The organism is Microbacterium foliorum (assembly GCF_003367705.1).
Taxonomy (GTDB): Bacteria; Actinomycetota; Actinomycetes; order Actinomycetales; family Microbacteriaceae; genus Microbacterium; species Microbacterium foliorum.
This window is the reverse complement of record NZ_CP031425.1, coordinates 1192309-1218385: the sequence shown is the minus strand read 5'-3', so window position 1 is coordinate 1218385 and position 26077 is coordinate 1192309. Positions and strand designations below refer to the sequence as shown.

Here is a 26077-nt window from a genome sequence, read left to right as displayed (position 1 = left end):
TCGTGACCGCAACCGGAAGGAGAGTCTCGTGCTCACCCTCACCGACAACGCCACCGCGATCGTCAACACCCTGGTCAGCCGCCAGACCGACGCCGCCGATGCGGGACTCCGCATCCATTCCACACCGGCAGGCGGTCCTGACGGCGGGGCCAGACTCGCGGTCCTGGTCACCCCCGACCCCGAGCCCGAGGACCAGGTGGTCGAGGTGTCGGGCACGCGCCTGTTCCTCGATGAGACCGCCGCCGCCGCGCTCGAGGACAAGATCCTCGACGCCGGCGTCGACGACGAGGGCTCCGTCTCCTTCGCGGTCCTCCCCCAGGTCGCCTGAGCGCGGTGCACCGGATGCCGCGGCCTTCGGGTCGCGGCATCCGTGCGTGTGGGGAGTGTCCGTGCATCCCGCTCGCGTAGGTTAGAACCAGAGCCGCGATCGTCGCGGCGCGAGAAGGACCGTTCCCCCGCATGAAGATCGCACTGCTCCGCCGGTACATCGTGCTCGCCGAGACGCTGCACTTCCCCCGTGCGGCGAAGGAGCTGGGCATCCCCCTGGCGTCGCTGTACACATCGCTCGACAAGCTCGAGGACGAGGTCGGTCACGCACTCGTGAACCGCGAGGGAACGCCCCGACTGACGAATGTCGGCGAGCTGTTCCTCGTCGAGGCGAAGGAGACCGTCGCCGCTGCTCCCCCGCCCGCGCCGAAGACGGTCGCCCCCGCGGGCGGCAAGGCCAAGGCGTCGAAGGGCAAGGGGCGCGCCCCCATCGTCAAGGGGCAGCCCAAGCCCTACAAGAAGCGTCAGGGACGCTGACGTCAGGGACGCGGAGACTCAGCGCTCCTCGACACGTCCGTCGGCGACGCTCCACCGCCGGTTCGTCTGCACCGCCTCCAGCATCCGTCGATCATGGGTGACCAGCAGCAGCGTGCCGGTGTAGGACTCGAGCGCCTCTTCGAGCTGCTCGATCGCCGCGAGGTCGAGGTGGTTCGTCGGCTCGTCCAGCACGAGCAGATTCACTCCGCGGGCCTGCAGCAGCGCCAGCGCCGCCCGTGTGCGCTCCCCGGGTGAGAGGCCCGACACCGGCCGGGTCACGTGGTCGGCCCTGAGTCCGAACTTCGCCAGCAGCGTCCGCACCTCGGCAGACGCCATCTCCGGCACGGCGGCCTCGAACGCCTCGGAGAGCGGTTCCTCCCCGAGCAGGAGCGAGCGGGCCTGGTCGATCTCGCCGATCTGCACGCTGCTGCCGAGCGCGGCGCTGCCCTCGACCGGCTCCTGCCGCCCGAGCAGGGCGCGAAGCAGCGTCGACTTGCCCGCGCCGTTCGGACCGGTGATCCCGATCCGGTCACCGGCATCGACCTGCACCGACACGGGGCCCAGCGTGAAGTCACCCTGCCGCAGCACCGCGGAGTTGAGTGTCGAGACGACACTGCTCGATCTCGGGGCGGAGCCGATCGTGAACTCGAGCTGCCATTCCTTGCGCGGTTCCTCGACCTCGTCGAGGCGGGCGATCCGGCTCTCCATCTGGCGGACCTTCTGGGCCTGCTTCTCGCTGGATTCCGTCGACGCCTTGCGCCTGATCTTGTCGTTGTCGGGAGACTTCTTCATCGCGTTGCGCACGCCCTGGCTCGACCACTCGCGCTGCGTGCGGGCGCGCGCGACGAGGTCGGCCTTCTTGTCGGCGAACTCGTCGTACTTCTCCCGCAGGTGGCGACGCACCACCGCGCGCTCCTCGATGTACGCGTCGTATCCTCCGCCGTAGAGACGGTGCGCGTTCTGTGCGAGGTCGAGCTCGAGCACCCGGGTGACGCTGCGCGCGAGGAACTCGCGATCGTGGCTCACCAGCACGACCCCGCCGCGGAGCCCGCGGACGAACGACTCCAGACGGTCGAGTCCGTCGAGGTCGAGGTCGTTCGTGGGCTCATCGAGGAAGACGATGTCGAAGCGCGAGAGCAGCAGGGCGGCGAGCCCCACGCGGGCGGCCTGCCCGCCGGACAGGCCGGTCATCGACGCCTCCTCCGAGACGCGACCTCCGCTGGGCAGACCCAGATCGGCCAGCACGGCCGGGATGCGCTCATCGAGGTCGGCGGCACCGCTGGCCAGCCAGCGGTCGAGGGCCAGCGAGTATGTGTCGGCGGGATCCGTGCCCCCGGGGGCGAGCGACGGGTCGCCGAGCGCGGCGGCCGCGGCATCCATCTCGCGTGTCGCCGCCGCGCAGCCCGTGCGGCGCGCGATGTACTGCGCCACGGTCTCGCCCTCGATCCGGTCGTGCTCCTGCGGCAGCCAGCCGACGAAGGCGTCGGTCGGTGCGAGGGACACCGTTCCGTCAGCGGGAGCAAGAACCCCCGCGAGGATCCGCAGCAGTGTGGACTTGCCAGCGCCGTTGGCGCCGACGACGCCAATCACGTCGCCCGGGGCGACGGTCAGGTCGACGCCCTCGAAGAGGATGCGGTGACCATAGCCACCTGCGAGGTTCTGGGCGACGAGGGTGGCGGTCATCACACCAGTCTGTCAGGCGCGCAGTCAGCCGACCGCACGGAAGAACAGCGAGAACCAGATGAGGAGCAAGCCGATCTGCGCGAACGTGCCGAGGACACCCACCACCATCGCCCAGCGCGCGAGCCCGCGACCGGATTCGGAGTTCCCCGGTGCATCGAGTTGACGTCGCGCGAGAACCGAGAGGATCACACCGGCGGGCGGGATCAGGAAGGCGGCGATGAAGCCGATGAGGGCGAGCTGATTCGTCCTGGCCGATGCGGCGTACTGGGTCACAGGATCAGAGTAGAGCGAGGGCCCTCAGAGTGCGACCTTCATCGTGACCGGGGAACAGGAATCGTCGCTCCGACGTCGTCGAGAGTCTCGCGCAGTGTCCTGTCGGCGTGAGAGATCAGTCCCAGTCGAGGTATTCCTCGATGATCACGCCGGTCTCGATCGGGTGATGCATCGGGAACAGGTGATCGCCCGCGATCGTCTTGATGCTCGACCGGTCGGGGATCGTCGCGTGCAGCGCCTCGGCGTTCGCGGGCGGGGTGTCGGTGTCCTCGGTGGCCTGCACGATCAGCACCGGGATCGCCGGTGCCACGGCGACGTCGACGTCCTCGACGCCGAGCAGCAGCAGCCCGTTGGCACGGTCGGAGTGTGCGGCGACGAGGGCGCGGGCGATCGTCCCGCCGAAGCCGTGTCCGCCGATCCAGGTGTCGTCGATGCCGACGTGGTCGATCACGGCGATCGCGTCGTCGACGCGCTCCTCCAGCGATGCGTCACCGGCACGGTGTCCGATGCGCAGGACGTGGAATCCCGCCTCCTCGGCGAGGTAGTGGGCGGCCACGCCCAGCACGTCGGCCGCGAGGCCCTGCTCCTGGATCAGCACGAGCTTGACGGGTCCGTCTCCCTCGTCCACAAAGGGGATGGCACGGCCGTCTGGCTCGAAGATCTGGGTGTCGGTCATGGGCGTCGTTCTCCTCGTACCGTCGCGGTGGGGTGTCGAGCGGGCTGCGCGGAGCTGATCTGACAGTCGCGGCCGACCCTGCGCGATCAAGCGTATCCCGCCCCCGACCGGGGCCGTGCGAGTTCAGGCGTAGAGTCAGCACAGGAGCTGACCCTGGTTCCCCGAAGATGGGAACCCGTTGTCCGACACGACACGCACATCCACCGCTCACACCGCACCGTCGAACGACGGACTCCGCAGCCTCGGCCTGCTGGCGAGTTCGTCCATGGAGAACGAGCGGCGTCTGCCGATCCACCCGCACCACTTCGACCGGATCGACGCCGATGTGCGCGCCCGGATGATCGTCGAGCACGGTTACGGATCGGACTTCCAGCTGGAGCCCGGCTACATCGAATCGCGGGTGGGGCGAGTCGCGGACCGCGCGGAGGTCCTTGCATCGGCCGACGTGCTGCTGCTGCCCAAGCCGCAGCTGGCTGATGTCGCCGCGATCCCCGAGGGGCGGATCCTGTGGGGCTGGCCGCACTGCGTGCAGGATGTGGAGCTCGCGCAGACCGCGATCGACAACCGCCTCACGCTGATCGCGTTCGAGGCCATGAATCACTGGACCTCGCAGGGCGACATGAGCCTGCACGTCTTCCACAAGAACAACGAGCTCGCCGGATACTGCTCGGTACTGCACGCGATGAGCCTCGTCGGGTCGACCGGGGACTACGGACCCCGGCTGAGTGCGGTCGTGATCGGCTTCGGGGCCACCGCCCGAGGAGCGGTGACCGCGCTCAACGCGCACGGAGTCCACGACATCGAGGTCCTGACGCAGCGCGGAGCGGCGGCCGTGGGCTCCCCCATCCACAACGCCCACCTCACCCAGCTCAACACCGACGACGGCCCCACCCACCTCAGCGAGGTCAGTACCGAGGAGGGCGAGGTGCTGCTCCCCGACTTCCTCGCCCGGTACGACATCGTCGTCAACTGCACGTTCCAGGATGTCGCGGCACCGCTGACATACCTGCGCACCGAGGACCTCAGCCGTTTCACGCCGGGCAGCCTGATCGTCGACGTCTCGTGCGATGAGGGCATGGGCTTCGAATGGGCCACGCCGACGACGTTCGATGAGCCGATGTTCACGGTCGGTCAGGGCGTGAACTACTACGCCGTCGATCACAGCCCGTCGTACCTGTGGAACTCCGCGACGTGGGATATCAGCGAGGCCCTGCTGCCGTTCCTCCGCACGGTTCTCGAAGGCCCGGACGCCTGGGCGGAGAACACCACCCTCACGCGCGCGATCGAGATCCGCGAGGGCGTCGTCCAGAACCCGAGCATCCTCAGCTTCCAGGGACGCGACGCCGCCTACCCCCACGTCCGCTCGGCCTAGCGGGCCTCCCGCACGGTCGGGTTCACGACGACCCGCGCCGTGCGAGGAGGGACGCTCAGTTGTTGAAGCGGAACTCCACCACGTCGCCGTCCTAGTCGGCTCGAACCGACGAAGCACCCGCCCCTGCGACCTCCGATAGCCCGATGAGGTACCGCGTACCCACCTCAGCCATCGTGATCGACCGCAGCTTGTAGCCGAGCGGTCGAGGATGCCACGTGGCATCTGGTCGAACTTCGTTCAGGTAGATATAGCGCGAAGTCAGATCATCCGGAGTGCCGATCCAGATCGCGCTGCGTTCATTCTCCTTCTGAATCCCGACCAATTCGCCTTGACGCGCAAACCCGCTGAGGGCGGACGCAGTGTCGTCCAGATCGACGTCGAAGGGGAAGGAAGGCGGCCACTCAGGCTGAAGCCTGACGAACTCGTGGGCAAATGTCTCGTCAGGCGTGAGACGCGCGACATCGCGCAATCGGAGCAGGACGTACCCGTCGAAGTACCCGCCGTCGGCGGTCTGCGCCATCAGAATCCACTGCTCGCCGATTCGAAGCACGATGCCATCGACCCGATCGGCGAACTTCGGCTTGCGCTCGATGCGCAGAATCGACTTCGTTTCCTGCGCCCGTTGGAGCGCCTTGTGCAACCGCCGCGAAACCATCGCGATCAGTTCTTGCTCGTGGGTGTACTTCCGATACCGAACTCAGTGACGTCGCTGTCCCTCATCGCATCCTCGTCCTCGTCGTCCTCGGTGAGATAAGCGGTGCCGAAGACATCACAGCCCAGCTTGGCAATGCCACTGATCAGGTCCGCCTCCAGCACGAATCCACCTTGCGTGCTGTCGGAGTCTCCGGACCACCAGAGCACGGTTTCGCCGCCTTGGCGCAGATCCATGAGCGCCTGCGCCTTGGGTTCCAGTCTCACCACCAACGCGCGAAGTGCGGAGAAGCCGGTCTGATCGTCGGCACTCGGTTCGTCAATATACGCATCGAGCGACCAAAAGGTCCGCTGATGCGTCAGACGCTCCGGCGCATAGTTCCGACCGGCCCGCCCGGCAGGGGTGAGATCGCCTTTGTCACCCCAGCCAGTAGGCTCCATTCCGAGCATCGCGGAGATCTCGGCTACCGTCTTCGTGTCGCTGTGGATGCTGAGCGACGCCCTGTTGCTCTGGATCATCGACGAAGCTTACTTGGATCCGCCCGACCTCAGTTGTTGAAGCGGAACTCCACGACGTCGCGCTTCATGCCAAGTCCTCGAAGCTCTCTTCACCGGGACGCCACACCATCCATGCGCCGTCTTTGAATCCGCTGATCTCCGCAATCTCCACGTGAATGTCGTCGAGCGTCGGGTGGATGACAAGTGCGCCGGTGTCCAGGGCGATTCGAACGCCTGATCCCGTCTGTTCCGTTGTCGAAACGACCGTACCGGGCGTCAGCCTGCGCAGGGCATCCGCATATCCGGCGTCCTTCTCGCTCCACGTGCGTCCATCGAACTCGATCAGGGGCCAGACGTAGCAATTGAGCGTGACCGGGTCACCCGCGCCGGGCGATCCGTCGAACCGAAACTGCACATAGTCGTTAAGGACGAACTCGACGGAGTACATCCTCTCGCCGACAAGGCGCGACAGCAGCCCGTTCGGCTCGTACATCTTCCGGTCCATCACTGACGACCACTGGTCCCACTCAGTTGTTGAAGCGGAACTCCACGACGTCGCCGTCCTGCATGACGTAGTCCTTGCCCTCGAGGCGTGCCTTGCCCTTGGCTCGCGCTTCGACGACGGATCCGGTCTCGACGAGGTCGGCGAACGAGACGATCTCCGCCTTGATGAAGCCCTTCTCGAAGTCGGTGTGGATGACGCCGGCGGCCTGCGGTGCTTTCGATCCCTTGGGGATCGTCCAGGCGCGCGCCTCCTTCGGACCGGCCGTCAGGTACGTCTGCAGGCCCAGGGTGTCGAAGCCGATGCGGGCGAGCTGGTCGAGACCGGACTCGTCCTGGCCGGTGGAGGCCAGCAGCTCGGCGGCATCCTCGGGGTCGAGGTCGATGAGCTCCGATTCGATCTTCGCGTCGAGGAAGATCGCCTTCGCCGGAGCGACGAGGGCGGCGAGCTCCGCCTTGCGGGCGTCGTCGGTCAGCACGGCCTCGTCGACGTTGAAGACGAAGATGACCGGCTTGGCCGTCAGCAGGCCCAGCTCGCGCACCGGGGTGAGGTCGATGCCGGCGACCGACAGCAGCACGCCGCGCTCGAGGGCGTCCTTCACGGCCGCGGCGGTCTCGAGCACGACCGGCTCGATCTTCTTGCCGCGCACTTCCTTCTCGTAGCGGGAGATCGCGCGATCCACCGTCTCGAGGTCGGCGAGCATCAGCTCGGCGTTGATCGTCTCCATGTCGGATGCCGGGTTGACGGCGCCGTCCACGTGAACGACGTCGTCGTCGGCGAAGCCGCGGACGACCTGCGCGATGGCATCCGCCTCACGGATGTTCGCGAGGAACTTGTTGCCGAGGCCTTCGCCCTCGCTCGCTCCGCGCACGATGCCGGCGATGTCGACGAACGAGACCGCGGCCGGCAGGATGCGCTCGCTGCCGAAGATCTCGGCGAGCGTCTCGAGACGCGGATCGGGCAGGTTGACCACCCCGACGTTCGGCTCGATCGTCGCGAACGGATAGTTCGCCGCGAGCACGTCGTTCTTGGTCAGGGCGTTGAAGAGGGTGGACTTGCCGACATTGGGCAGACCGACGATTCCGATAGTGAGAGCCACGGGGGTCGAGTCTACCGGTCGCGGATGCTCCGCCCCTGCGTGCCGGGCGATCCCCGCTCAGCCGCGGACGGCGCGGAACACGTGCGTGACGTACGGCAGGTCGATCGTGCCCTCGCCCTCGAGCCCGAGCTCGTCGAACAGTGCGTCCATGTGCCGGATGATCTCGGTGCGCTCCTCGACAGGGGCCGTGATGAGGTAGCTGCGCGAGAGCGCCATCCGGTGCAGCTGCGCGCGCGTCATCGCCCGGTTCCACTCCCACCGCTGCGTCTCGACCTCTCCGAACGGCTCGGCGATGCGCGGCCCTTCGGACTCGGGGCCGTTGACCATGTTCTCGGCCGGGCTGCTGTGCATGATGTCGGTCAGCCGACGCACCCACTCGACGCGCTCATCGCGGATGTTCCAGATCAGGCCGAGCACTCCCCCGGTGCGCACCACCCGGCCGAGTTCGACGGATGCCGCGAGCGGGTCGACCCAGTGCCACGCCTGGCCGAGCGTCACCGCATCCAGGCTCGCATCCGGCACCGGCATGTGCTCGGCCGACCCCTGGAAGGTCGGGATGCCGGGAACGCTCCGCCGCAGCGCGGCGAGCATCTCCGGATCGGGGTCGACGGCGACGACCTCGGCATCCGGAGCCTGGCGGATCACCCGCGTGAGCTTGCCCGTGCCCGCTCCGACGTCGGCGATGCGGCGGGCACCCTGCGGCATCCGCTCGAGCATCCAGGCGACGGCCTCGAAGGGATACTCGGGGCGCCCGGCCTCGTAGTTCTCTGCCTCGGAACCGAACGACGTCGCCCTGTCTGCACTCATATCGCCAGCCTACGGCGAGTCCTCCTCGGGCGTCAGGACGCTCGGGAGAGAGTGGGGATGTGCCCCTGGACTTCACTGCGATCGACTTCGAGACCGCGAACTCCAGCCCCGCCTCCGCCTGTTCTGTCGGGCTCGTCCGCGTCCGCGACGGTCAGGTCGTCGCCACCGCGGGATGGCTGATCCGTCCGCCGGCCGGGCACGACGAGTTCCAGGAGTGGAACACCCGGATCCACGGCATCCGCGCGCACGATGTGCGTTCGGCCGCGACCTGGGTCGACCAGTTCGACCGCCTGTGCGAGTTCGCGGGAGCCGACGTGCTGGTCGCTCACAACGCCGGGTTCGACCTCAACGTCCTGCGCCGCGCCTCGGAGGTGACCGGGGGCGACTGCCCGCCCTACCGCTCGCTGTGCAGCCTGCAGGTCGCCAGGAAGGTCTATGACCTCGACTCCTATCGTCTGCCGAAAGCGGCCGAAGCCGCAGGGTTCACGGGCTTCTCGCATCACGATGCGCTCGCGGATGCTCTCGCCTGCGCCCACATCGTGATGGATGCCGCTCGCCGCACGGCCTCCCCCGACATCTTCGGCCTCGCCGCAGCTCTGTCCCTGCGCGTGACCGAGCCCGCCGCACTCCCGGAGCGCGCTGTCGCCTGAGTCGTGACGGACGAATGTCCGTGGTCGCGCGCATCATGGAGACATGGACGCTCTGACGATGGTTCTCCTCCTGGCCGCACTGGTGGCCGGCGTCGCTGTGGGCTGGTATCTCCACGCCTTCCGCGGGGCGGGCGAGCTCGCCACGGCGCGGGCCGAGCTGGTGGCCGCACGAGACGATCGCGACCGTCAGTACGACCTGTACCGAGATGCCGTGGAGCACGCACGCGGCGAGCAGCGCGCCGAGGCGCAGCGGGTGCAGCAGCAGAACGCGGTGCTCACCGCGCTCGCCCCGGTGCGCGAGAGCCTGCAGCAGATGCAGCAGAAGGTCTCGGCCATCGAGCAGGAGCGCCATGCGCAGTTCGGCTCGCTCGCGGAGCAGCTGCGTCGCGCGCAGGAGTCCGACGAGGCGCTGCGCGCGACCACCGAGTCCCTGGCCGGGGCGTTGAAGTCCACGGCGACGCGCGGTGTGTGGGGCGAGACGCAGCTGCGCCGCGTGGTCGAGGCGGCGGGGCTGACCCGGCACGTCGACTTCGACCTGCAGACGACCATCTCGTCCGATCAGGGGCGGGGTCGACCCGACATGGTGATCCGTCTCGCCGGAGGCGCCTCCATCGCCGTCGATGCGAAGGTGCCGCTCGACGCCTACCTCGAAGCCTCCGCGCTGCCGTTGGGAGACGCCCACGAGGCACAGCGCCGTCAGCACATGCAGAAGCACGTGAAGGCGGTCCGCGCCCACATCGATGCGCTGGCGAAGAAGGCGTACTGGGCGGGGCTCGACTCGAGCCCCGAATTCGTGATCTGCTTCCTGCCGAGCGAATCGCTGCTCGCGGCCGCGATCGACGAAGATCCGACGCTGCTCGACTACGCCTTCGGCAGGCGGGTCGCCCTGGCCTCCCCCGTGAACCTGTGGGCGGTGCTCAAGACCGTCGCGTACACGTGGACGCAGCAGGAGGTCTCGACCGAGGCCCGTGCACTCCTCACCCTCGGGACGCAGCTCTACGACCGTCTGGGCGTGCTCGCCGGCCATGCCGACGATCTGCGCAGAGCTCTGGAACGCACCGTCGAGAGCTACAACAGGTTCGCCGGTTCGCTCGAGAACAGGGTTCTCGTGACCGCACGGCAGTTCCCCGGTATCAGCGCCACGACTCTCGATGCCGCTCCCCCGACCATCGCCGCGCAGACACGCAGGTTCACCGCGACGGAACTCATCGCCGCCCGGGATCAGGACGACGCGGCGATGATCGCCGACGTCGGCGAGATCCGCGCGCGGCTCGACGACGTGGGTCCCGACGATATGGATCGCGAAGATGCGGTTCGCGACGACGCAGAGAGCGCTGACACGGATGACTCTGACGCGGAGAACACGGAACAGCCGTTCTCGGCCCCGGACGGATCCCTGGACGCTCGCCGCTGACGGGTGACGCCGTCGCGAGGTGTCGTCAGGCGATGCCGGGAACGCCGCTGAGCAGCAGAATGACGAGCCCGCTGGTGACGACGAATGCGCCGATCATCCACCAGGAGCTGAGTTCATGGCCCTCGTCGCGACGAACGCGGAAGAGGACGTCGGCTCGGCGCGCGGGATCCGCGACTACGGGGGCCTTGACCACCGGCGGCGTAGCGACGTTGCTCGCGATCGGCGCGCCCGCTTCGTCGACCCTGACACGCATGATGCGCCCCGTGCTCGTCGTCACGATCTTGGTCGGAGCGGCTTTGGAGCCACTCGTGTGCTGCGTTGTCATCGGTCTGCCCTCCTGTGCCTGCGGTGCCTGGCGGCTCCGTCGACGGCGACAAATCCAGTGTCAATTGTGACACGGCGACCGGAGGAAGCCCGGTTCAGCGCTCCGCGACGCGGTACCGGGTCTGTAACGATGCCCGTGGCGCGGTCAGACCGATCGTGTCAGAGCCACTTCGAGACGAGGTGCTCCGACGCGATTCTGCGCAGTGTTCCCGAGGCCCCGCGCAGCACGACGCTCTCGGTGTAGATGTAACCGCCCTCGCGACGGACACCGGCCACGAGCTGACCGTCCGTGACGCCGGTGGCGACGAAGATCGTGTTGTCACCGCGCACCAGATCATCGGCCTCGTAGACCTTGTCCATGTCGAGCCCCGCATCGATGCCGCGCTGGCGCTCCTCATCATCGCGGGGCCACAGGCGTCCCTGGATGTGTCCACCGAGCGCCTTGATCGCGCAGGCGGTGACGATGCCCTCCGGGCTTCCGCCCACGCCGACGCACATGTCCGTGCGCGCGGCGTGACGGGCGGCATTGATGCCACCGGCCACGTCGCCGTCGCTCATCAGGCGGGTTCCGGCACCCGCATCCCGGATCTCCTGGATCAGCTTCTCGTGCCGGGGGCGATTCAGCACCGACACCACGATCTCGTCCACCGGCTTGCCGAGCGCCCCGGCGAGCTTGCGGATGTTCTCGCCGATCGGAAGGCGGATGTCGACGACTCCGACGCCCGCCGGTCCCGTGACCAGCTTGTCCATATAGAAGACGCTGGATGCGTCGAGCATCGATCCGCGGTCCGAGACAGCGATGACAGAGAGCGCGTTCTGCCGTCCGGCAGCGGTGAGGGAGGTTCCGTCGATCGGGTCGACCGCGATGTCGCACGCGGGCCCCGTGCCGGTGCCCACCTCCTCGCCGTTGAAGAGCATGGGGGCGTTGTCCTTCTCCCCCTCGCCGATGACCACGCGCCCCTGGAACGCGACAGTCCCGAGGAAGGCGCGCATCGCATCGACGGCTGCTCCGTCGGCGGCCTCTTTGGCACCCCGGCCGATGAACGGCACGGCGCGGATCGCCGCCGCCTCGGTCGCACGCACCAGCTCCATCGCGAGGTTTCGATCGGGACGAAGAGGGCTCAGATCCGCAGTCAGACTCACCATGCGGCCAGCCTAGCCAGCAGAACGATCCCGACAGGGCTGTTTTCGCCTGTCCGGAGCCGAAGGAATCCCGCTTCTTAACAGAGTGTCATGACGGACGCGCTCGCCGACCGGCACCGACGACATCCGCGAGCCAGCCCCGATAGAGTGACTGCTGTCCCGGCTTCCCCTATCGCAGGAGTTTCTCATGCCCGTCGCCACCCCGGATCAGTACGCCGAAATGCTCGACCGCGCGAAGGCCGGCGGCTTCGCGTACCCGGCTTTCAACGTCTCGAGCTCGCAGACGATCAACTCCGTCCTGCAGGGCCTCACCGAGGCCGGCTCCGACGGCATCATCCAGGTCACCACCGGCGGTGCCGACTACTTCGCCGGCCACACGGTGAAGGCACGCGCGACCGGCGCGCTCGCCTTCGCCCGCTACGCCACCGAGGTCGCCAAGAACTACCCGGTCACCGTCGCCCTGCACACCGACCACTGCCCGAAGGACGCCCTCGCCGGCTTCGTCGAGCCGCTGATCGCCGCGTCCGAAGAAGAGGTCAAGGCCGGACGCAACCCGATCTTCCAGTCGCACATGTGGGACGGCTCGGCCGTCCCGCTCGCGGAGAACATCGAGATCGCCAAGGATCTGCTCCCCCGCATGAAGAACATCAACGCCATCCTCGAGGTCGAGATCGGCGTCGTCGGCGGCGAGGAGGACGGCGTGCAGCACGAGGGCTCGAACGAGGCCCTGTACACCACGTTCGCCGATGTCGACCAGGCCGTTCAGGCGCTCGGTCTCGGCGAGCAGGGTCGCTACATCGCGGCCCTGACGTTCGGCAACGTGCACGGCGTCTACAAGCCGGGCGGGGTCAAGCTGCGGCCCGAGCTGCTGGGAGAGATCCAGGAGCAGGTCGCCGCGAAGTACAACACCGGAGCGAAGCCGCTCGACCTCGTCTTCCACGGCGGGTCCGGCTCGACCGACGACGAGATCGCCCTCGCGGTGGCCAACGGCGTCATCAAGATGAACATCGACACCGACACGCAGTACGCCTACACGCGCGCGATCGCCGACTACATGTTCAAGAACTACGACGGCGTGCTCAAGGTCGACGGCGAGGTCGGCAACAAGAAGCTGTACGACCCCCGCGCCTGGGGCAAGGTCGCCGAGACGGCGATGGCCGCTCGCGTGCTGGAGTCCACGCGCCAGCTCGGCTCGTACGGTCAGTCCCAGAGCTGACCCGCCGACGCGACACACGACGATGCCCCCGACCGATCCGGTCGGGGGCATCGTCGTGTGATCCGCGCTACCCGCCGGCGGTCTTGGCGACGAAGTCGATGAAAGCCGGGTCGTTCATCAGCGGGATCGCGGCGCAGATCGACGCCACGAGCAGAGTGACAGCACCGCCCGCCAGGGGCACCCACCACGACACCTTGCCGCTGCGCAGCCGGCGGACGGAGAGGAGGGCGGTGAGCGACCATCCCGCGACGAGGACGATCGAGGCGATCGTGCCCCAGAGCTTGCCCTGCGCGAAGTTCGTGAACTCGCCGTCGACGCCGAGCGCGCTCATCATCTGGTTCATCGCAGTCGGGAAGTCGAGATACGACAGCCCTGTCACGACCACGTTCACCAGGCCGTAGGCGAGCAGCGCGATGGTCACGAGACGGTCGACCGGGCGCCGACGGGGCGCATCAGGGCGGCTGCCCGTCATCGGGTCTCCCGGCCGGGCACCGGCTGCGGGAACGGAGTCGGAGGGCGTCGGCGGCGGAACCTCGTCGAGCGGCGGCAGTCCTGCTGCTCGACGCTGCTCTTCGATGGTCGCGATTTCGCCGTACTGCGGCCGCTGGTCCGTCATCCCGACATGCTATCCGTCCGGCCTCCGCGCGACTCTCAGGATGCGGTCCCGGAAAATGATGGCGGCCCCGGAGAAGTGGGGACTTCTCGGGGCCGCGGACTCGGAGCGCTGGGGACGCTCGTCATCCAAGTGGGCGAGGAACGCTGGGGACGTTCCGACACCTGTAGTGCCGTTTGCACATGCGACTACTCTCCACACTCTAGGAAAGCGCGTGCCGATTCGCTAGTGCCAGTTCTTCAGATAGTGAAGAGGCCGCGCTCAGACGGCGGCACCCAGTCCGGCCGGTCCGCCGGTGAGGCCGTCGGCGCCCAGCTGCAGCGCCAGTCGCCGCGCGGTCCGAGTGAGCGTCGCCACCAGGCCACGACCCTCGTGCGCCTGTTCGACGGGGAGCGAGATCGCCAGGGATGCACGGATGTTCGGCGCGATCACGGGAACGGCGACGCAGGCGTTGCCGATCGCGTATTCCTCACGGTCCACCGTGAACCCCGGCGATCGGTCGAGCTCGGCCAGCAGCGCGCGCGGATCCTTGATCGTGCGGGGCGTCAGTTCCTCCAGGCGGTGGCGCGACAGGTAGTCGAGACGCTCGGCCCCGGAGAGATCGGAGAGGATCTGCTTGCCCAGCGCCGTGGCATGCGCGCTCGACTCGAGGGCGACCGACAGGTCGATCCGTGGCCGCTCCGCCGCATCGACGATGTCGACCAGGTGCACCTCGCCCTCGTGGTACTTCGACAGATAGGCGGTGGCGCCGACGTCCTCGGTGACCTGGCGGAGCGCGACGCGCACCCGCGCGAGAAGGACCCCGCCGGCATCCGGGCGCGATTGGAACATCGGGAAGTGCTCTCCCAGCACGAGGCCCTCGGGCTCGGTGGCGAGGTACCCCTCGTGGATCAGCGTGCGCGCGAGGTTGTACGTGGTCCCCTGCGTGAGGCCGGTGAGCATCGCGAGAGTCTTGACCGGCACCGGGCGAGGGGAGTTCGCGACGATGTCGACGAGTCGCAACGCCCGTTGGACCGACCCGATCAGGGTCGGCGCCGCCTCGGTACCGGGCACCGTCAGGCGCCTCCGCCGGAAGTGCGACCGCCCAACGCACGCGCGTCGCGCTGGCCCGAGGAGTCCTGTCGCAGTTCCTTCGGCAGCGAGAACAGGAGGTCCTCCTCCGCCGTCTTGACCTCTTCGACGTCTCGGTAGCCGGCGCCGTCGAGCGCCTCGAGCACCTCGCGAACGAGCACCTCGGGAACCGATGCGCCGCTGGTGACGCCCACGGTGGCGACGCCGTCGAGCCACTCCTGCTTGACCTCCTCGGCGTAGTCCACCCGATAGGCGGCCTTCGCTCCGTACTCCAGGGCGACCTCGACGAGTCGCACGGAGTTCGAGGAGTTCGACGAGCCGACCACGATGACGAGATCGGCGTTCGCCGCGACCTTCTTGATCGCGACCTGGCGGTTCTGCGTCGCGTAGCAGATGTCGTCGGACGGCGGGCTGTGCATCTCGGGGAAGCGTGCGCGCAGACGGTTCACCGTCTCCATCGTCTCGTCGACCGACAGCGTGGTCTGCGAGAGCCACACGACCTTCGACGGGTCCTTCACCTCGACGGTGTCGGCCTCGTCGGGCGAGTTCACGATCGTGACGTGGTCGGGCGCCTCGCCCGCCGTGCCCTCGACCTCCTCATGACCCTCATGACCGATGAGCAGGATCTCGAAGTCGTCGCGTGCGAAGCGCACGGCCTCGCGGTGCACCTTCGTGACCAGGGGGCAGGTCGCATCGATGGCATGCAGTCCGCGGTCGGATGCCGCCTCGACGACCGCGGGTGAGACTCCGTGAGCGCTGAAGACCACGTGAGCGCCCTCGGGAACCTCGTCGACCTCCTCTACGAAGATCGCGCCCTTCTCCTCGAGCTCGCTCACGACGTGGATGTTGTGCACGATCTGCTTGCGCACGTAGACGGGGGCGCCGTAGCGCTCGAGAGCCTTCTCGACGGCGACGACCGCACGGTCCACGCCCGCGCAGTACCCACGAGGAGCGGCGAGCAGAACACGCTTGTTGCCCGCCACCGGGTTATCCTGAAGCCGCCCCGCCGCCCCACGTACTCGTGGAACGCGCGGAAGAGGCAGATGAACGGCAGTCGAGGTCACCCTCCGATTCTACCGCCGGGAACCTGAGCAGGAGCGGGAAGGTGCACTGAGCGGATGACGGTCTTCGAAGCGTCCACGGGCCCGGGCGAGACGCCCCCGGCGGATGCCGTCGCTCCGCGCGACTCGACGGCGGACGCCCCGACCTCGGTCGCCCGACTGAACGGCACGATCCGCGACTTCATCGCCCGCTGGAACACCGTGTGGGTCGAGGGCGAGATCACCTCGTGGAACGTGCGCGGAGGCAACATCTTCGCCCGCCTCAAGGACACCCGCTCGGATGCTCAGATCTCGATCCGGATCTGGTCGAGCGTGCGTCCCCGGATCCCCGGCGACCTCGCTGTCGGCGATCACGTCGTGGCGGCGGTCAAGGCGGACTACTTCGTCAAGGCGGGTGACTTCAGCTTCGCGGTCTCGGCCATGAAGCACGTCGGACTGGGCGACCAGCTCGAGCGTCTCGAGAAGCTGCGGCTGCAGCTGCGCCAGGAGGGCCTGTTCGATCAGGCCCGCAAGAAGCGGCTGCCCTTCCTCCCCCATGTGATCGGGCTGATCACGGGCGAGAAGTCCGACGCCGAGAAGGACGTGCACCGCAACGCCGAGCTGCGGTGGCCACAGGTGCGCTTCCGCACCGAGTACGCGGCGGTGCAGGGCGATCGCTGCGTGCCCGAGACCCTCGCCGCGCTCGCCCGCCTCGATGCCGATCCCGACGTCGACGTGATCGTCATCGCCCGCGGTGGCGGCGACCCGCAGACCCTGCTCGGATTCAGCGACGAGCGGCTGGTGCGCGCCGTGGCCGCAGCATCCACGCCGGTGGTCAGCGCGATCGGGCACGAGAACGACCATCCCCTCCTCGACGACGTGGCCGACCTCCGGGCATCGACACCCACCGACGCCGCGAAGCGGGTCGTGCCGGATGTCAGCGAGCAGCGTGCGCTGATCGCCCAGTTGCGCTCGCGGGCGACGAGCCGGCTGACCCAGCGCCTGTCGCACGACATCGCCCAGCTCGAACAGCTGCGGTCCCGCCCGGCTCTGCGCTCCCCCGACCCCATCATCGACTCCCGTTCGCAGGACGTGTGGCTGCTGCTCTCACGAGGGCGCGACACGATCACGCGGCGCCTGGATTCCGCCGGGCGGGCGACCAGCGAGCTGCGTGCATCGCTGCGTGCCCTCTCGCCGGCTGCGACGCTCGCGCGCGGCTACGCGATCGCCCATCTGGAGGGCGGCGTGATCCTGCGCGATGCCGCGGATGCACCGGCCGGCAGCGCGTTGACCATCACGGTCGACCGAGGCTCCGTCGCGGCCCGTTCCGAAGGCGAGATCGATGAGGCGTCGGCCCCGCCCGCCGAATGAGCGGTCCGCGCGCACGGCGTAGGATGAAGGGGTGACTGCGCTGAACGACACCCCTGTGGAGACCCTGTCGTTCGAGGCCGCTCGGGATGAGCTCGTGAGGGTCGTCTCCGAACTCGAGCAGGGCGCTCCGACCCTCGAGCAGTCCCTCGCCCTCTGGGAGCGAGGCGAGTCGCTCGCCGCGCGCTGCGAGGAATGGCTGCTCGGCGCGAAGCGCCGGCTCGAGGCCGCCCGCACGGCGGCATCCGATTCCGCCGAACCGTCCGCCGAGGACGCGTCGTGAACAAGCCCGCACCGATCGTCGCCGAACTCGGACGCCCCGAGACCCCCGCCGAGACCGCCGCGCGCAAGGCCGCTTCGAGCAAGGCGTACCGGTCGAGCCAGACCGTGCGCAGCCTTGTCGCGGCATTGATCGCCACGCTCGCCATCGTCGCCGTGATCGTGTTCGCGGTTCCTCGGGGCGAGCCCGCGACCACCAGGACGATCGACATGGTCGGCATCGCCGCCGATGTCGAATCCACCGTCGACAGCACTGTGATCGTGCCCGATCTCGGTGGCTTCTGGCGCGTCAACGCCGCAGGCCTCACCAGCGGCGCGACCGCCGTATGGGATGTCACCCTGGCCCCGTCCGCGCAGAACGAGCGCGGCTTCATCAAGCTGGCCCAGGCGTTCGACGCCGATGCATCGTGGGCGCCGCAGCGCCTCAACGGCACGGCCGCCACCGAGACGATCTCGATCGCCGGCCTCGAATGGGATGTCTACAAGCTCGGCGACGCCGGAGCGACGCAGAACATCACCTACGCGATCGGCACCCAGGCCGGAGACGACTACCTGCTGCTCTACGGTTCCCGCTCCGCCGATTCGACGGCCGAGCTGGCCGAATCCCTCGTCCCCCAGATCCGCGATCTCTCGGAGACTTCATGACACACGCCCTCACGCCGACCGCCGCCTGGACCCAGATGCAGGAGGGCAACCGGCGCTTCGTCGACGACGCGCCCCAGCATCCGAACCAGGACGTCGCCCGTCGCCGGCATCTGGCCGCGGCGCAGCATCCGGTGGCCACGCTCTTCGGATGCTCGGACTCGCGCCTCGCCGCCGAGATCATCTTCGATCTGGGGCTGGGCGACCTGTTCGTGGTGCGCAACGCCGGACAGGTGATCGGAGAGTCGATCGTCGCGAGCCTCGAGTACGCCGTGGCTGTTCTGGAGGTGCCGCTGATCGTCGTGCTCGCCCACGACTCGTGCGGTGCGGTCCGCGCAGCGATCGACGGGACCGCGATCGACGCCGCTCCCCTGCCCCCGCACATCTGGAAGCTCATCGCCCCGATCGTCCCGGCCGCGCGCAAGGTGCTGGTCGAGAACGGCGGGAGCACTGTCGACGAGATCGACGCGGATCTCGTCGGCGAGGAGCACCTCCGCAACACCGTCAGCGATCTGCTGCAGTCGTCCGAGGTGATCTCCCAGGCCGTCGCCGAGGGTCGTCTGGGCATCGTCGGCGCCAATTACCGCCTGGCCGAGGGCACCGCGGTGCCCATCATCACGGTCGGGATCGACACCGAGGGGCACGACCCCGCAACCAAGGAGGGTTCGGAATGACCGACCAGCACAGCGGAGCGCAGGAATACCGCATCGAGCACGACACCATGGGTGAGGTGCGGGTGCCCGTCAACGCCCTGTACGGTGCACAGACGCAGCGAGCCGTGGAGAACTTCCCGATCTCGGGCAAGGGCCTCGAGTCGACCCAGATCGCCGCGCTGGCGCGCATCAAGAAGGCCGCGGCGCTCGCGAACAAGCAGCTCGGCACGCTCGACGGCGCGATCGCGGATGCCATCGCTCAGGCCGCCGACCAGGTCGCCTCCGGCGCGCACGACGCCGAGTTCCCCGTCGACACGTACCAGACCGGCTCGGGAACGTCGTCGAACATGAACATGAACGAGGTGCTCGCGACGCTCGCCACCCGCATCCTCGGCGCCGACGTGCACCCCAACGACCACGTGAACGCCTCGCAGTCGTCGAACGACGTGTTCCCCACCTCCGTGCACATCGCCGTGACGCAGGCGCTCATCGACACCCTCATCCCCGCGCTCGACCACCTCGCCGTGGCCTTCGAAGCCAAGGCGGAGCTGTGGAAGGATGCCGTCAAGTCCGGCCGGACGCACCTCATGGACGCGACGCCGGTCACTCTCGGACAGGAGTTCGGCGGCTACGCGCGTCAGATGCGCCTGGGCATCGAGCGCGTCCAGTCGGCCCTCCCACGCGTCGCCGAGGTGCCCCTCGGCGGCACGGCGACCGGAACCGGCATCAACACCCCGCTCGGCTTCCCGCAGAAGGTCATCGAGCTGCTCGCAGCCGAGACCGAACTGCCCATCACCGAGGCGAAGGACCACTTCGAGGCTCAGGCCAACCGCGACGGTCTCGTCGAGGCCTCCGGCGCCCTGCGCACCATCGCGGTGTCGCTCACCAAGATCAACAACGACCTTCGCTGGATGGGATCCGGCCCGAACACCGGTCTCGGCGAGCTGCACATCCCCGACCTGCAGCCCGGATCGTCGATCATGCCGGGCAAGGTCAACCCGGTCGTCCCCGAGGCCGTGCTGATGGTCTGCGCGCGCGTGATCGGCAACGACGCGACGGTCGCCTGGGCCGGAGCATCCGGGTCGTTCGAGCTCAACGTCGCGATCCCCGTGATGGGCACCGCCGTCCTGGAGTCCATCCGTCTTCTCGCCAACGCCTCGCGCGTGCTCGCCGACAAGACCGTCGACGGCCTGCAGGCGAACCTCGACAGGGCCGCCGCGTTCGCCGGAATGAGCCCGTCGATCGTCACCCCGCTCAACAAGCTGATCGGCTACGAGGCCGCGGCGAAGATCGCCAAGCACGCCGTCGCCCAGGGCATCACGGTGCGCGATGCGGTGATCGATCTCGGCTACGTCGAGCGCGGCGACCTCACGATCGAGCAGCTCGACGAGAAGCTCGACCTGCTGTCGATGACCCATCCCGGGTGATCGTCTCGCACTGACGACACGGATGCCGCAGGGACTCGATCCCTGCGGCATCCGTCGTACAGCGGCGCGCGCCCGATCTGCGGGCCTCCCCCCGTGGTGGCGTGCGCCCGATCTGCGGGCCTCGCCCCGATCTGCGGACCGATTGCGTCAAACGCACCGCAGATCGGGGCACGATCCGCAGATCGGGGCGTTCTTTCGGCTCTGCACGGATGCCGGATACGAACGTCCTGTCCCCCGCCCGTGCACAGGCGGGCCTGTGGCGGCCGGCGAACGGGCATGCTCTGCGTCATGCTCTCCGCATCCGACACCATCATCCGCCTCGGCGGCCTCGCCCGCGGCTCCCGGCTGCAGGAGCTCGGCTTCACACGTCGCGCTCTCTCTCGCGCCGTGCACCGTGGTGAGATCGAACGGATCAGGGACGGCGTCTTCGCCTGCGGTCACCTCGAGCCGGAAGTGCGTGCGGCGACGGCACACGGCGGGGCGCTGAGTTGCGCGAGCGTACTCCAGCTCCTGGGTGTCTGGGTGCTCGCGCCCGTGCAGGTGCCCCATGTCTGGCTGGGCGGCGATCGCCATGCGCATCCCCATGACGGATGCCGGTGCGTGTCGCACTACTACCGCGGTACGCCTCCGCTCGGACGCAGCGCGCTCGAGATCGCACTCGTGCACTTCCGGCGATGCGCCGGAGACGAGGCCTTCTTCGCCGCCTTCGAGTCAGCGCTTCGGCGGGGACTGCTCGCGGGGACTGCTCGAACTCGCATCCGTTCCATGATCCCGGCGACCTCGCGTTGGCTGGTGGACCTCGCACGGTCCGATTCCGACAGCGGTCTGGAATCACTGCTCCGTCTGCGCCTGCATGTTCTGGGCGTCCGACTGGACTGTCAGGTGTCGATCGTCGGAGTCGGCCGCGTCGACTTCGTGATCGGCGGGCGGTTGATCCTGGAGGCCGACGGCAAAGAGAATCACGACGGCGCCACGCTGCGACACAAGGACCGGATCCGCGACGCCTCGGCATCCGCTCTGGGGTATGAGACTCTGCGCTTCGACTACGCCCAGATCGTCCACGACTGGCCCGCCGTGCAGGAATCGATCATCGGGGCGCTCTTCCGTCTGCGCGCCCGCGCCTGACCCGATCTGCGGCCTGCGCCCCGATCTGCAGACCCATTCCGTAGAACTGTCCGCAGATCGGGGCGAGGCCCGCAGATCGGGGCGTCGAGGCGCAGACCAGTGCCGTCGAGGCGCAGGTCCGAGCCCCGGGCAGCGCTGTCAGCTGAGTTCGCCGCCCTCCAGCAGCTCCGTGACCAGCGCGGCGATCGCCGACCGCTCCGAGCGCATCAGCGTGACGTGCGCGAACAGGTCGTGGCCTTTGAGCGTCTCGATCACACTCGCGATGCCGTCGTGACGCCCGACGCGCAGGTTGTCGCGCTGGCCCACGTCGTGGGTGAGGATGACCCGCGAGTTCTGCCCCATGCGGCTGAGCACCGTCAGCAGCACGTTGCGCTCGAGCGACTGGGCCTCATCGACGATCACGAACGCGTCGTGCAGGGAGCGTCCGCGGATGTGCGTGAGCGGCAGAACCTCGAGAAGACCGCGCTCGATGACCTCTTCGACCACGTTGCCGGAGACGACCGACCCGAGAGTGTCGAACACGGCCTGGCCCCACGGCCCCATCTTCTCGCCCTGGTCGCCCGGGAGATATCCGAGCTCCTGACCGCCCACGGCGAACAGCGGACGGAAGACGATGATCTTCTTCTGCTGCTGCCGCTCGAGAACCGCCTCGAGTCCGGCGCAGAGGGCGAGTGCCGACTTGCCCGTTCCCGCACGACCGCCCAGCGAGACGATGCCCACGTCGGGGTCGGTCAACAGATCGATCGCGATGCGCTGCTCGGCGGAACGTCCGTGCATGCCGAACACATCACGGTCTCCCCGCACGAGTCGGTACTCGCCGTCGCCCGTGACCCTGCCGAGGGCGGATCCGCGCTCGGAGTGGATGATGAGCCCGGTGTTGACCGGCAGCCCCCTGGCCTCCTCGCTGACGCCGACCTCGCTCTCGTAGAGGTCGCTGATCTCGTCGCCGGAGAGATCGAGGGTCGTGATGCCCGTCCAGCCCGAGTCCACCGCCTGCTCGGCGAGATACTCCTCGGCCCGCAGGCCGAGCGATGCCGCCTTGACGCGCATCGGGAGGTCCTTCGACACGATCGTGACGTCCTGCCCGTCCTGCGCGAGATGCATGGCCACGGACAGGATGCGGGTGTCGTTGTCGCTCAGGCGGATGCCGGCGGGCAGCACCGAGGAGTCGGTGTTCGCCAGCTCGACGCGCAGCGTGCCCCCTTCGCCCACCTCGACCGGGAAGTCCAGACGTCCGTGCTCCACCCGCAGGTCATCGAGGTGGCGAAGCGCCTGTCGTGCGAAGTAGCCGATCTCCGGGTCGTGGCGTTTGCCCTCGAGCTCGGTGATGACCACGACGGGAAGCACGACCGAGTGCTCGGCGAATCGGAAGAACGCCTGCGGATCGCTCAGCAGGACGGACGTGTCGAGGACGTAGGTGCGCAGATCCTGATCCGGATCGGCGCCCCCTGCCCGCGACGTGGACTTACGGGTGGACTGCTGCGCGGTGCTTGCGGACTGCTGCGCTGTACGTGAGGTCACGACCCACTCCCGACCCGGGCATTCCCGGTAGTTCGAACGAGTCGACCAGGGGGTCACGAGTCGTAGACCTGAGGTCGACCCGACGGGCGCCTTGCCCGATGCCTCGAAGCTACGTCCCGCTGCCGACATTGAGCGGATCCGACACACCGCGGATTCGTTACGCGTTGATTAACGGTTCGTGTCGCCGGATCCGAGTCCCGGCCGCACAGCGCGCGAGCGCCGGGACCGTCGGTTTCAGCGACCGAAACGTCGGTCGCGGTCGGCGAAGTCGCGGATCGCCCGCAGGAAGTCGACCTGGCGCAGATCCGGTCCGAGCGCCTCGACGAAATAGAACTCGCTGTGCGCGCTCTGCCACAGCAGGAAGTCGCTGAGTCGCTGCTCACCGCTCGTGCGGATCACCAGATCGGGGTCGGGCTGACCCCCGGTGTACAGGTGCTCGCCGATCATCTCGGGCGTGAGGTGGGCCGCGAGATCCTCGATCGTGCCGCCCGAGGCCTGGTGCGACGTCACGATGCTGCGCACGGCGTCGACGATCTCGTTGCGCCCGCCGTAGCCGACCGCGAGGTTCACGTGCAGACCGGTGTGGTCGCGCGTGCGCTGTTCTGCGTCATCGAGCACCCTGGCCAGCTCCGGAGGCAGGATGTCGGAGCGGCCGACGTGCTTGACCCGCCAGTTCGGCTCCTCCGACACGGCTTCGGCGAGCTCCGCGATGATCTCGATGAGATCGGCGAGCTCGGCAGAATCGCGCTTGCGCAGGTTGTCGCTCGACAGCAGGTACAGCGACACCACCCGGATGCCGAGCTCGTCGCACCACGCGAGGAACTCGCGCATCTTCGCCGCGCCCGCACGGTGCCCCTCTGCGGGCGTCTCGTAGCCGAGCTGACGGGCCCAGCGGCGGTTGCCGTCGATCATCATGGCGACGTGGTGCGGCACGGACGACGGGTCGAGATGGCGGCGCAGCCGACTGGTGTACAGCCGGTACAGCGGGCCTCGCCCCTGGCCGTCGCGTGACATCACCTCCCTACGCTATCGTGCCCGACTGTGCGGGTCACGTGCGAGGGAGCAGCACCACAGGATATGTACGGTCAGCGGAATGCCCGCCGCAATAGAGTGGGGCCGTGAGCACTCCCGACTCGGCACCCGATCTCCCCCAGCTGCCGCTCCTCGAGGAGGCGGCGCACGACTCCGCGGTCGAGATCAGACCGACCTGGCGAGGATGGATCCACGCGGCCACCTTCCCTGTCACCATCGTGGCGGGCATCGTACTGATCCTGTCGGCCCAGGGCGGGGCCGCCAAGTGGGCCGCCGCGGTGTTCATGGTGACGTCGATGCTGCTGTTCGGCAATTCGGCGCTGTACCACCGCTTCGACTGGAGCCCCAAGGTCAAGGTCACGCTCAAGCGCATCGACCACGCCAACATCTTCCTGCTGATCGCCGGCACGTACACGCCGCTGGCCGTGCTCGCGCTTCCGCCGCAGAAGGGAACCCTGCTGCTCTCGCTGGTGTGGGGCGGCACGGTGGTCGGCATCCTCTTCCGCGTGTTCTGGATCAACGCGCCGCGCTGGCTCTACGTCGCGCTGTACCTGCTCATGGGCTGGGCCGCGGTGATGTTCATGGTCGATCTGTTCACGGCGAACGCGGCGATGATGGTGCTCGTCGTCGTCGGCGGCCTGCTCTACACGGGCGGCGCGATCGTCTACGCGCTCAAGAAGCCCAACCCGTGGCCGGGCCATTTCGGGTTCCACGAGATCTTCCACGTGTGCACGGTGCTCGCGTTCCTGTGCCACTGGGCGGCGTGCCTGCTCATCGCCCTCGGCCCGCTGTCGCCGTCGCTGGGCGCCTGATCCCCGCTGCGACCCGTCAGCGCCTGTCGGGGTCGTCGTCGCCCTCGGTGACGATGGGCAGATCGGCATCGGTCTCGGTGGCCCGATCCGCGGCGAGCGCGGCCTCCTCGGCATCCAGCTCTTCCCTGACCTCTTCGCGGTAGCGCACCCGGCGGATCCGTCGGTTCATGTCGAGGATCAGCAGGATGACGGCCACCAGGATGATCACCACGGCGGCGAAGCCGACGAAGCCCGGGGTGACCAGCTGCGGGTCCACCGTCATCGTGGGGGTGGGCATCGGAGTCTCGGTCAGAGCGAGCATGTGGTTCTGCCTTTCCTGCGCAGGTCGCATAACCTGGTGTTACCAGCCTAACGACCGGAAGACCCACGCCGTGACGACCGCAGAACAGCTCGACGACCGCTATGGCCGCACCCGACGCCGACGCGGCCCCTGGATCGTCTTCCTCGCGATCGCGGTCGTGATCGTCGCCGCGTTCGGCTGGTCGATCGTCACGACCCAGATGAACGCCGTCGACGCCGACGACCTCGGCTACGACCTCGTCGACGAGCACAGTGTGACCGTGCGCTTCCAGGTGACCGGGGTGCAGGGCAAGGACATCGCGTGCGCGGTCGAAGCCCTCGACGAGGAGTTCGGCGTGGTCGGCTGGAAGGTGGTCGAGATCCCGGCCGGCGACAGCCATTCCCAGGCGCTGTCTGCCAGCGTGCCCACCGTGTCCGCGGCCACCACAGGTTTGGTGAACAGCTGCTGGGTCGCTTAGACTCGACGCAGACAGATGACGCCCTGGCACTGTGCCAGGGCGTCTTGGCATATCCCCCGCGGACCATCGCCGGGTACCTAACGAAGGAGCTCCGTCATGTCCACTGACGCTCAGGTTCCCTTCCTCACGCAGGAAGCCTACGACCGGCTCGTCTCCGAGCTCGAGCACCTCTCCACCACGGGGCGCGAGGAGATCGCGAAGCGCATCGAGGCGGCCCGTGAAGAGGGCGACCTCAAGGAGAACGGCGGGTACCACGCCGCGAAGGACGAGCAGGGCAAGCAGGAGGCGCGGATCCGCACCCTCGAGAACCTCCTGAAGACCGCCAAGGTCGGCGAGGCGCCCGCGAGCCGCGGCATCGTCGAGCCCGGCACCGTCGTCACCGCGATCGTCGCCGGAGGCGAGGAGGTCTTCCTGCTCGGCAGCCGTGAGATCGCCGCGGGCAGCGACCACGACGTCTACAGCGAGGCCAGCCCGCTGGGCCAGGCGATCCTCGGCCTCAAGGTCGGCGAGAAGTCGTCGTACGAGGCTCCGAACGGCCGTTCCATCTCGGTCGAGATCGTCGCCGTCGAGACCTACACGGGCTGACACGACCGGCGCCGAGCCGCGCACGCATGCAAGAGGGGC

31 protein-coding genes are annotated in these 26077 nt (G+C 68.3%); 15 read left to right on the top strand and 16 right to left on the bottom strand.

Features of this window, described 5'->3' with window-relative positions; all coding sequences use genetic code 11:
- The first annotated feature begins 28 nt into the window (after nt 1-28).
- A complete protein-coding gene (locus DXT68_RS05525; RefSeq protein ID WP_045255556.1) occupies nt 29-328 on the top strand; it encodes a Fe-S cluster assembly protein HesB in 300 nt (99 codons plus the stop codon).
- 131 nt (nt 329-459) lie between these two features.
- Complete coding sequence (locus tag DXT68_RS05520; RefSeq protein ID WP_045255557.1) at nt 460-804, top strand: LysR family transcriptional regulator; 345 nt, start codon at nt 460-462, stop codon at nt 802-804.
- An 18-nt stretch (nt 805-822) separates the two neighbouring features.
- On the opposite strand, the gene DXT68_RS05515 is transcribed toward DXT68_RS05520, so the two are convergent.
- From DXT68_RS05515 to DXT68_RS05505, 3 genes are all read right to left on the bottom strand, one after another.
- A complete protein-coding gene (locus DXT68_RS05515) occupies nt 823-2487 on the bottom strand; it encodes an ABC-F family ATP-binding cassette domain-containing protein (protein WP_045255558.1) in 1665 nt (554 codons plus the stop codon).
- A gap of 24 nt (nt 2488-2511) precedes the next feature.
- A complete protein-coding gene (locus DXT68_RS05510; RefSeq protein ID WP_045255559.1) occupies nt 2512-2760 on the bottom strand; it encodes a hypothetical protein in 249 nt (82 codons plus the stop codon).
- Between the two features lie 115 nt (nt 2761-2875).
- Entirely contained in the window at nt 2876-3436 is a 561-nt protein-coding gene (locus DXT68_RS05505) for an alpha/beta fold hydrolase (RefSeq protein WP_045255560.1), read from the bottom strand.
- A 265-nt stretch (nt 3437-3701) separates the two neighbouring features.
- Here DXT68_RS05505 and DXT68_RS05500 point away from each other — a divergent pair, with 265 nt between their 5' ends.
- Nucleotides 3702-4808, top strand: a complete 1107-nt coding sequence (locus tag DXT68_RS05500) for a N(5)-(carboxyethyl)ornithine synthase (RefSeq protein WP_045255706.1) — start codon at nt 3702-3704, stop codon at nt 4806-4808.
- 91 nt (nt 4809-4899) lie between these two features.
- On the opposite strand, the gene DXT68_RS05495 is transcribed toward DXT68_RS05500, so the two are convergent.
- From DXT68_RS05495 to DXT68_RS05475, 5 genes are all read right to left on the bottom strand, one after another.
- Nucleotides 4900-5463: a hypothetical protein gene (locus tag DXT68_RS05495; RefSeq protein ID WP_045255561.1), complete on the bottom strand. Its 564-nt coding sequence runs from the start codon at nt 5461-5463 to the stop codon at nt 4900-4902.
- Between the two features lie 5 nt (nt 5464-5468).
- Nucleotides 5469-5978 carry a DUF4279 domain-containing protein gene (locus tag DXT68_RS05490; protein ID WP_045255562.1) on the bottom strand — a complete coding sequence of 170 codons (510 nt, stop codon included), beginning with the start codon at nt 5976-5978 and terminating at the stop codon, nt 5469-5471.
- 64 nt (nt 5979-6042) lie between these two features.
- The gene (locus DXT68_RS05485) at nt 6043-6450 is read right to left on the bottom strand and encodes a hypothetical protein (RefSeq protein WP_045255707.1); all 408 of its coding nucleotides are present in this window, start codon (nt 6448-6450) and stop codon (nt 6043-6045) included.
- Between the two features lie 34 nt (nt 6451-6484).
- On the bottom strand, nt 6485-7558 hold the full coding sequence (ychF, locus tag DXT68_RS05480) for a redox-regulated ATPase YchF (protein WP_045255563.1): 1074 nt from the start codon (nt 7556-7558) through the stop codon (nt 6485-6487).
- A gap of 57 nt (nt 7559-7615) precedes the next feature.
- The gene (locus tag DXT68_RS05475; protein WP_045255564.1) at nt 7616-8365 is read right to left on the bottom strand and encodes a class I SAM-dependent methyltransferase; all 750 of its coding nucleotides are present in this window, start codon (nt 8363-8365) and stop codon (nt 7616-7618) included.
- A gap of 59 nt (nt 8366-8424) precedes the next feature.
- On the opposite strand from DXT68_RS05475, the gene DXT68_RS05470 reads away from it, so the two are divergent.
- Both DXT68_RS05470 and DXT68_RS05465 read left to right on the top strand, forming a co-directional pair.
- On the top strand, nt 8425-9015 hold the full coding sequence (locus DXT68_RS05470) for an exonuclease domain-containing protein (RefSeq protein WP_045255565.1): 591 nt from the start codon (nt 8425-8427) through the stop codon (nt 9013-9015).
- A 43-nt stretch (nt 9016-9058) separates the two neighbouring features.
- Nucleotides 9059-10429, top strand: a complete 1371-nt coding sequence (locus DXT68_RS05465) for a DNA recombination protein RmuC (RefSeq protein WP_082069064.1) — start codon at nt 9059-9061, stop codon at nt 10427-10429.
- A 25-nt stretch (nt 10430-10454) separates the two neighbouring features.
- Here DXT68_RS05465 and DXT68_RS05460 read toward each other — a convergent pair whose 3' ends face one another.
- Both DXT68_RS05460 and glpX read right to left on the bottom strand, forming a co-directional pair.
- A complete protein-coding gene (locus DXT68_RS05460) occupies nt 10455-10754 on the bottom strand; it encodes a hypothetical protein (RefSeq protein ID WP_052677855.1) in 300 nt (99 codons plus the stop codon).
- Nucleotides 10755-10912: 158 nt separating this feature from the next.
- Nucleotides 10913-11899: a class II fructose-bisphosphatase gene (gene glpX / locus DXT68_RS05455; protein ID WP_045255566.1), complete on the bottom strand. Its 987-nt coding sequence runs from the start codon at nt 11897-11899 to the stop codon at nt 10913-10915.
- Between the two features lie 184 nt (nt 11900-12083).
- Between glpX and fbaA the strand changes: the two genes are divergently transcribed.
- Nucleotides 12084-13112 (top strand): class II fructose-bisphosphate aldolase, encoded by a 1029-nt coding sequence (gene fbaA / locus DXT68_RS05450; protein WP_045255567.1) that lies wholly within the window; start codon nt 12084-12086, stop codon nt 13110-13112.
- A 67-nt stretch (nt 13113-13179) separates the two neighbouring features.
- On the opposite strand, the gene DXT68_RS05445 is transcribed toward fbaA, so the two are convergent.
- The 3 genes from DXT68_RS05445 to DXT68_RS05435 form a co-directional block, all read right to left on the bottom strand.
- Nucleotides 13180-13728, bottom strand: a complete 549-nt coding sequence (locus DXT68_RS05445; protein ID WP_045255568.1) for a DUF6264 family protein — start codon at nt 13726-13728, stop codon at nt 13180-13182.
- Between the two features lie 258 nt (nt 13729-13986).
- A complete protein-coding gene (locus DXT68_RS05440) occupies nt 13987-14778 on the bottom strand; it encodes an IclR family transcriptional regulator (protein WP_045255569.1) in 792 nt (263 codons plus the stop codon).
- Nucleotides 14779-14780: 2 nt separating this feature from the next.
- Entirely contained in the window at nt 14781-15860 is a 1080-nt protein-coding gene (locus DXT68_RS05435; protein ID WP_174233195.1) for a 4-hydroxy-3-methylbut-2-enyl diphosphate reductase, read from the bottom strand.
- A gap of 54 nt (nt 15861-15914) precedes the next feature.
- On the opposite strand from DXT68_RS05435, the gene xseA reads away from it, so the two are divergent.
- The 6 genes from xseA (at nt 15915) to DXT68_RS05405 (ending at nt 21330) form a co-directional block, all read left to right on the top strand.
- Nucleotides 15915-17207 carry an exodeoxyribonuclease VII large subunit gene (gene xseA, locus DXT68_RS05430; RefSeq protein ID WP_045255571.1) on the top strand — a complete coding sequence of 431 codons (1293 nt, stop codon included), beginning with the start codon at nt 15915-15917 and terminating at the stop codon, nt 17205-17207.
- Between the two features lie 31 nt (nt 17208-17238).
- Nucleotides 17239-17487 (top strand): exodeoxyribonuclease VII small subunit, encoded by a 249-nt coding sequence (locus tag DXT68_RS05425; RefSeq protein WP_045255572.1) that lies wholly within the window; start codon nt 17239-17241, stop codon nt 17485-17487.
- A complete protein-coding gene (locus DXT68_RS05420; RefSeq protein ID WP_045255573.1) occupies nt 17484-18128 on the top strand; it encodes a DUF4245 family protein in 645 nt (214 codons plus the stop codon). The genes DXT68_RS05425 and DXT68_RS05420 overlap by 4 nt, the downstream gene beginning before the upstream one ends.
- Nucleotides 18125-18799 (top strand): carbonic anhydrase, encoded by a 675-nt coding sequence (locus DXT68_RS05415; RefSeq protein WP_045255574.1) that lies wholly within the window; start codon nt 18125-18127, stop codon nt 18797-18799. Before DXT68_RS05420 ends, DXT68_RS05415 begins: the two co-directional genes overlap by 4 nt.
- Nucleotides 18796-20205 carry a class II fumarate hydratase gene (locus tag DXT68_RS05410; protein WP_045255575.1) on the top strand — a complete coding sequence of 470 codons (1410 nt, stop codon included), beginning with the start codon at nt 18796-18798 and terminating at the stop codon, nt 20203-20205. Before DXT68_RS05415 ends, DXT68_RS05410 begins: the two co-directional genes overlap by 4 nt.
- A gap of 288 nt (nt 20206-20493) precedes the next feature.
- Nucleotides 20494-21330 (top strand): DUF559 domain-containing protein, encoded by an 837-nt coding sequence (locus DXT68_RS05405; RefSeq protein WP_045255710.1) that lies wholly within the window; start codon nt 20494-20496, stop codon nt 21328-21330.
- 138 nt (nt 21331-21468) lie between these two features.
- Here DXT68_RS05405 and phoH2 read toward each other — a convergent pair whose 3' ends face one another.
- Both phoH2 and DXT68_RS05395 read right to left on the bottom strand, forming a co-directional pair.
- Complete coding sequence (phoH2, locus tag DXT68_RS05400; protein WP_045255576.1) at nt 21469-22851, bottom strand: RNA 5'-3' helicase PhoH2; 1383 nt, start codon at nt 22849-22851, stop codon at nt 21469-21471.
- A 234-nt stretch (nt 22852-23085) separates the two neighbouring features.
- A complete protein-coding gene (locus DXT68_RS05395; protein WP_045255577.1) occupies nt 23086-23865 on the bottom strand; it encodes an isoprenyl transferase in 780 nt (259 codons plus the stop codon).
- A gap of 104 nt (nt 23866-23969) precedes the next feature.
- Here DXT68_RS05395 and trhA point away from each other — a divergent pair, with 104 nt between their 5' ends.
- Nucleotides 23970-24695 carry a PAQR family membrane homeostasis protein TrhA gene (gene trhA, locus DXT68_RS05390; RefSeq protein WP_045255578.1) on the top strand — a complete coding sequence of 242 codons (726 nt, stop codon included), beginning with the start codon at nt 23970-23972 and terminating at the stop codon, nt 24693-24695.
- Between the two features lie 16 nt (nt 24696-24711).
- On the opposite strand, the gene DXT68_RS05385 is transcribed toward trhA, so the two are convergent.
- Nucleotides 24712-24996: a hypothetical protein gene (locus DXT68_RS05385; RefSeq protein WP_045255579.1), complete on the bottom strand. Its 285-nt coding sequence runs from the start codon at nt 24994-24996 to the stop codon at nt 24712-24714.
- Between the two features lie 70 nt (nt 24997-25066).
- Here DXT68_RS05385 and DXT68_RS05380 point away from each other — a divergent pair, with 70 nt between their 5' ends.
- Together DXT68_RS05380 and greA are read left to right on the top strand one after the other, a co-directional pair.
- Nucleotides 25067-25453: a DUF4307 domain-containing protein gene (locus DXT68_RS05380; protein WP_045255580.1), complete on the top strand. Its 387-nt coding sequence runs from the start codon at nt 25067-25069 to the stop codon at nt 25451-25453.
- Nucleotides 25454-25549: 96 nt separating this feature from the next.
- Complete coding sequence (gene greA, locus DXT68_RS05375) at nt 25550-26038, top strand: transcription elongation factor GreA (RefSeq protein ID WP_045255581.1); 489 nt, start codon at nt 25550-25552, stop codon at nt 26036-26038.
- The last annotated feature ends 39 nt before the right edge of the window (nt 26039-26077 follow it).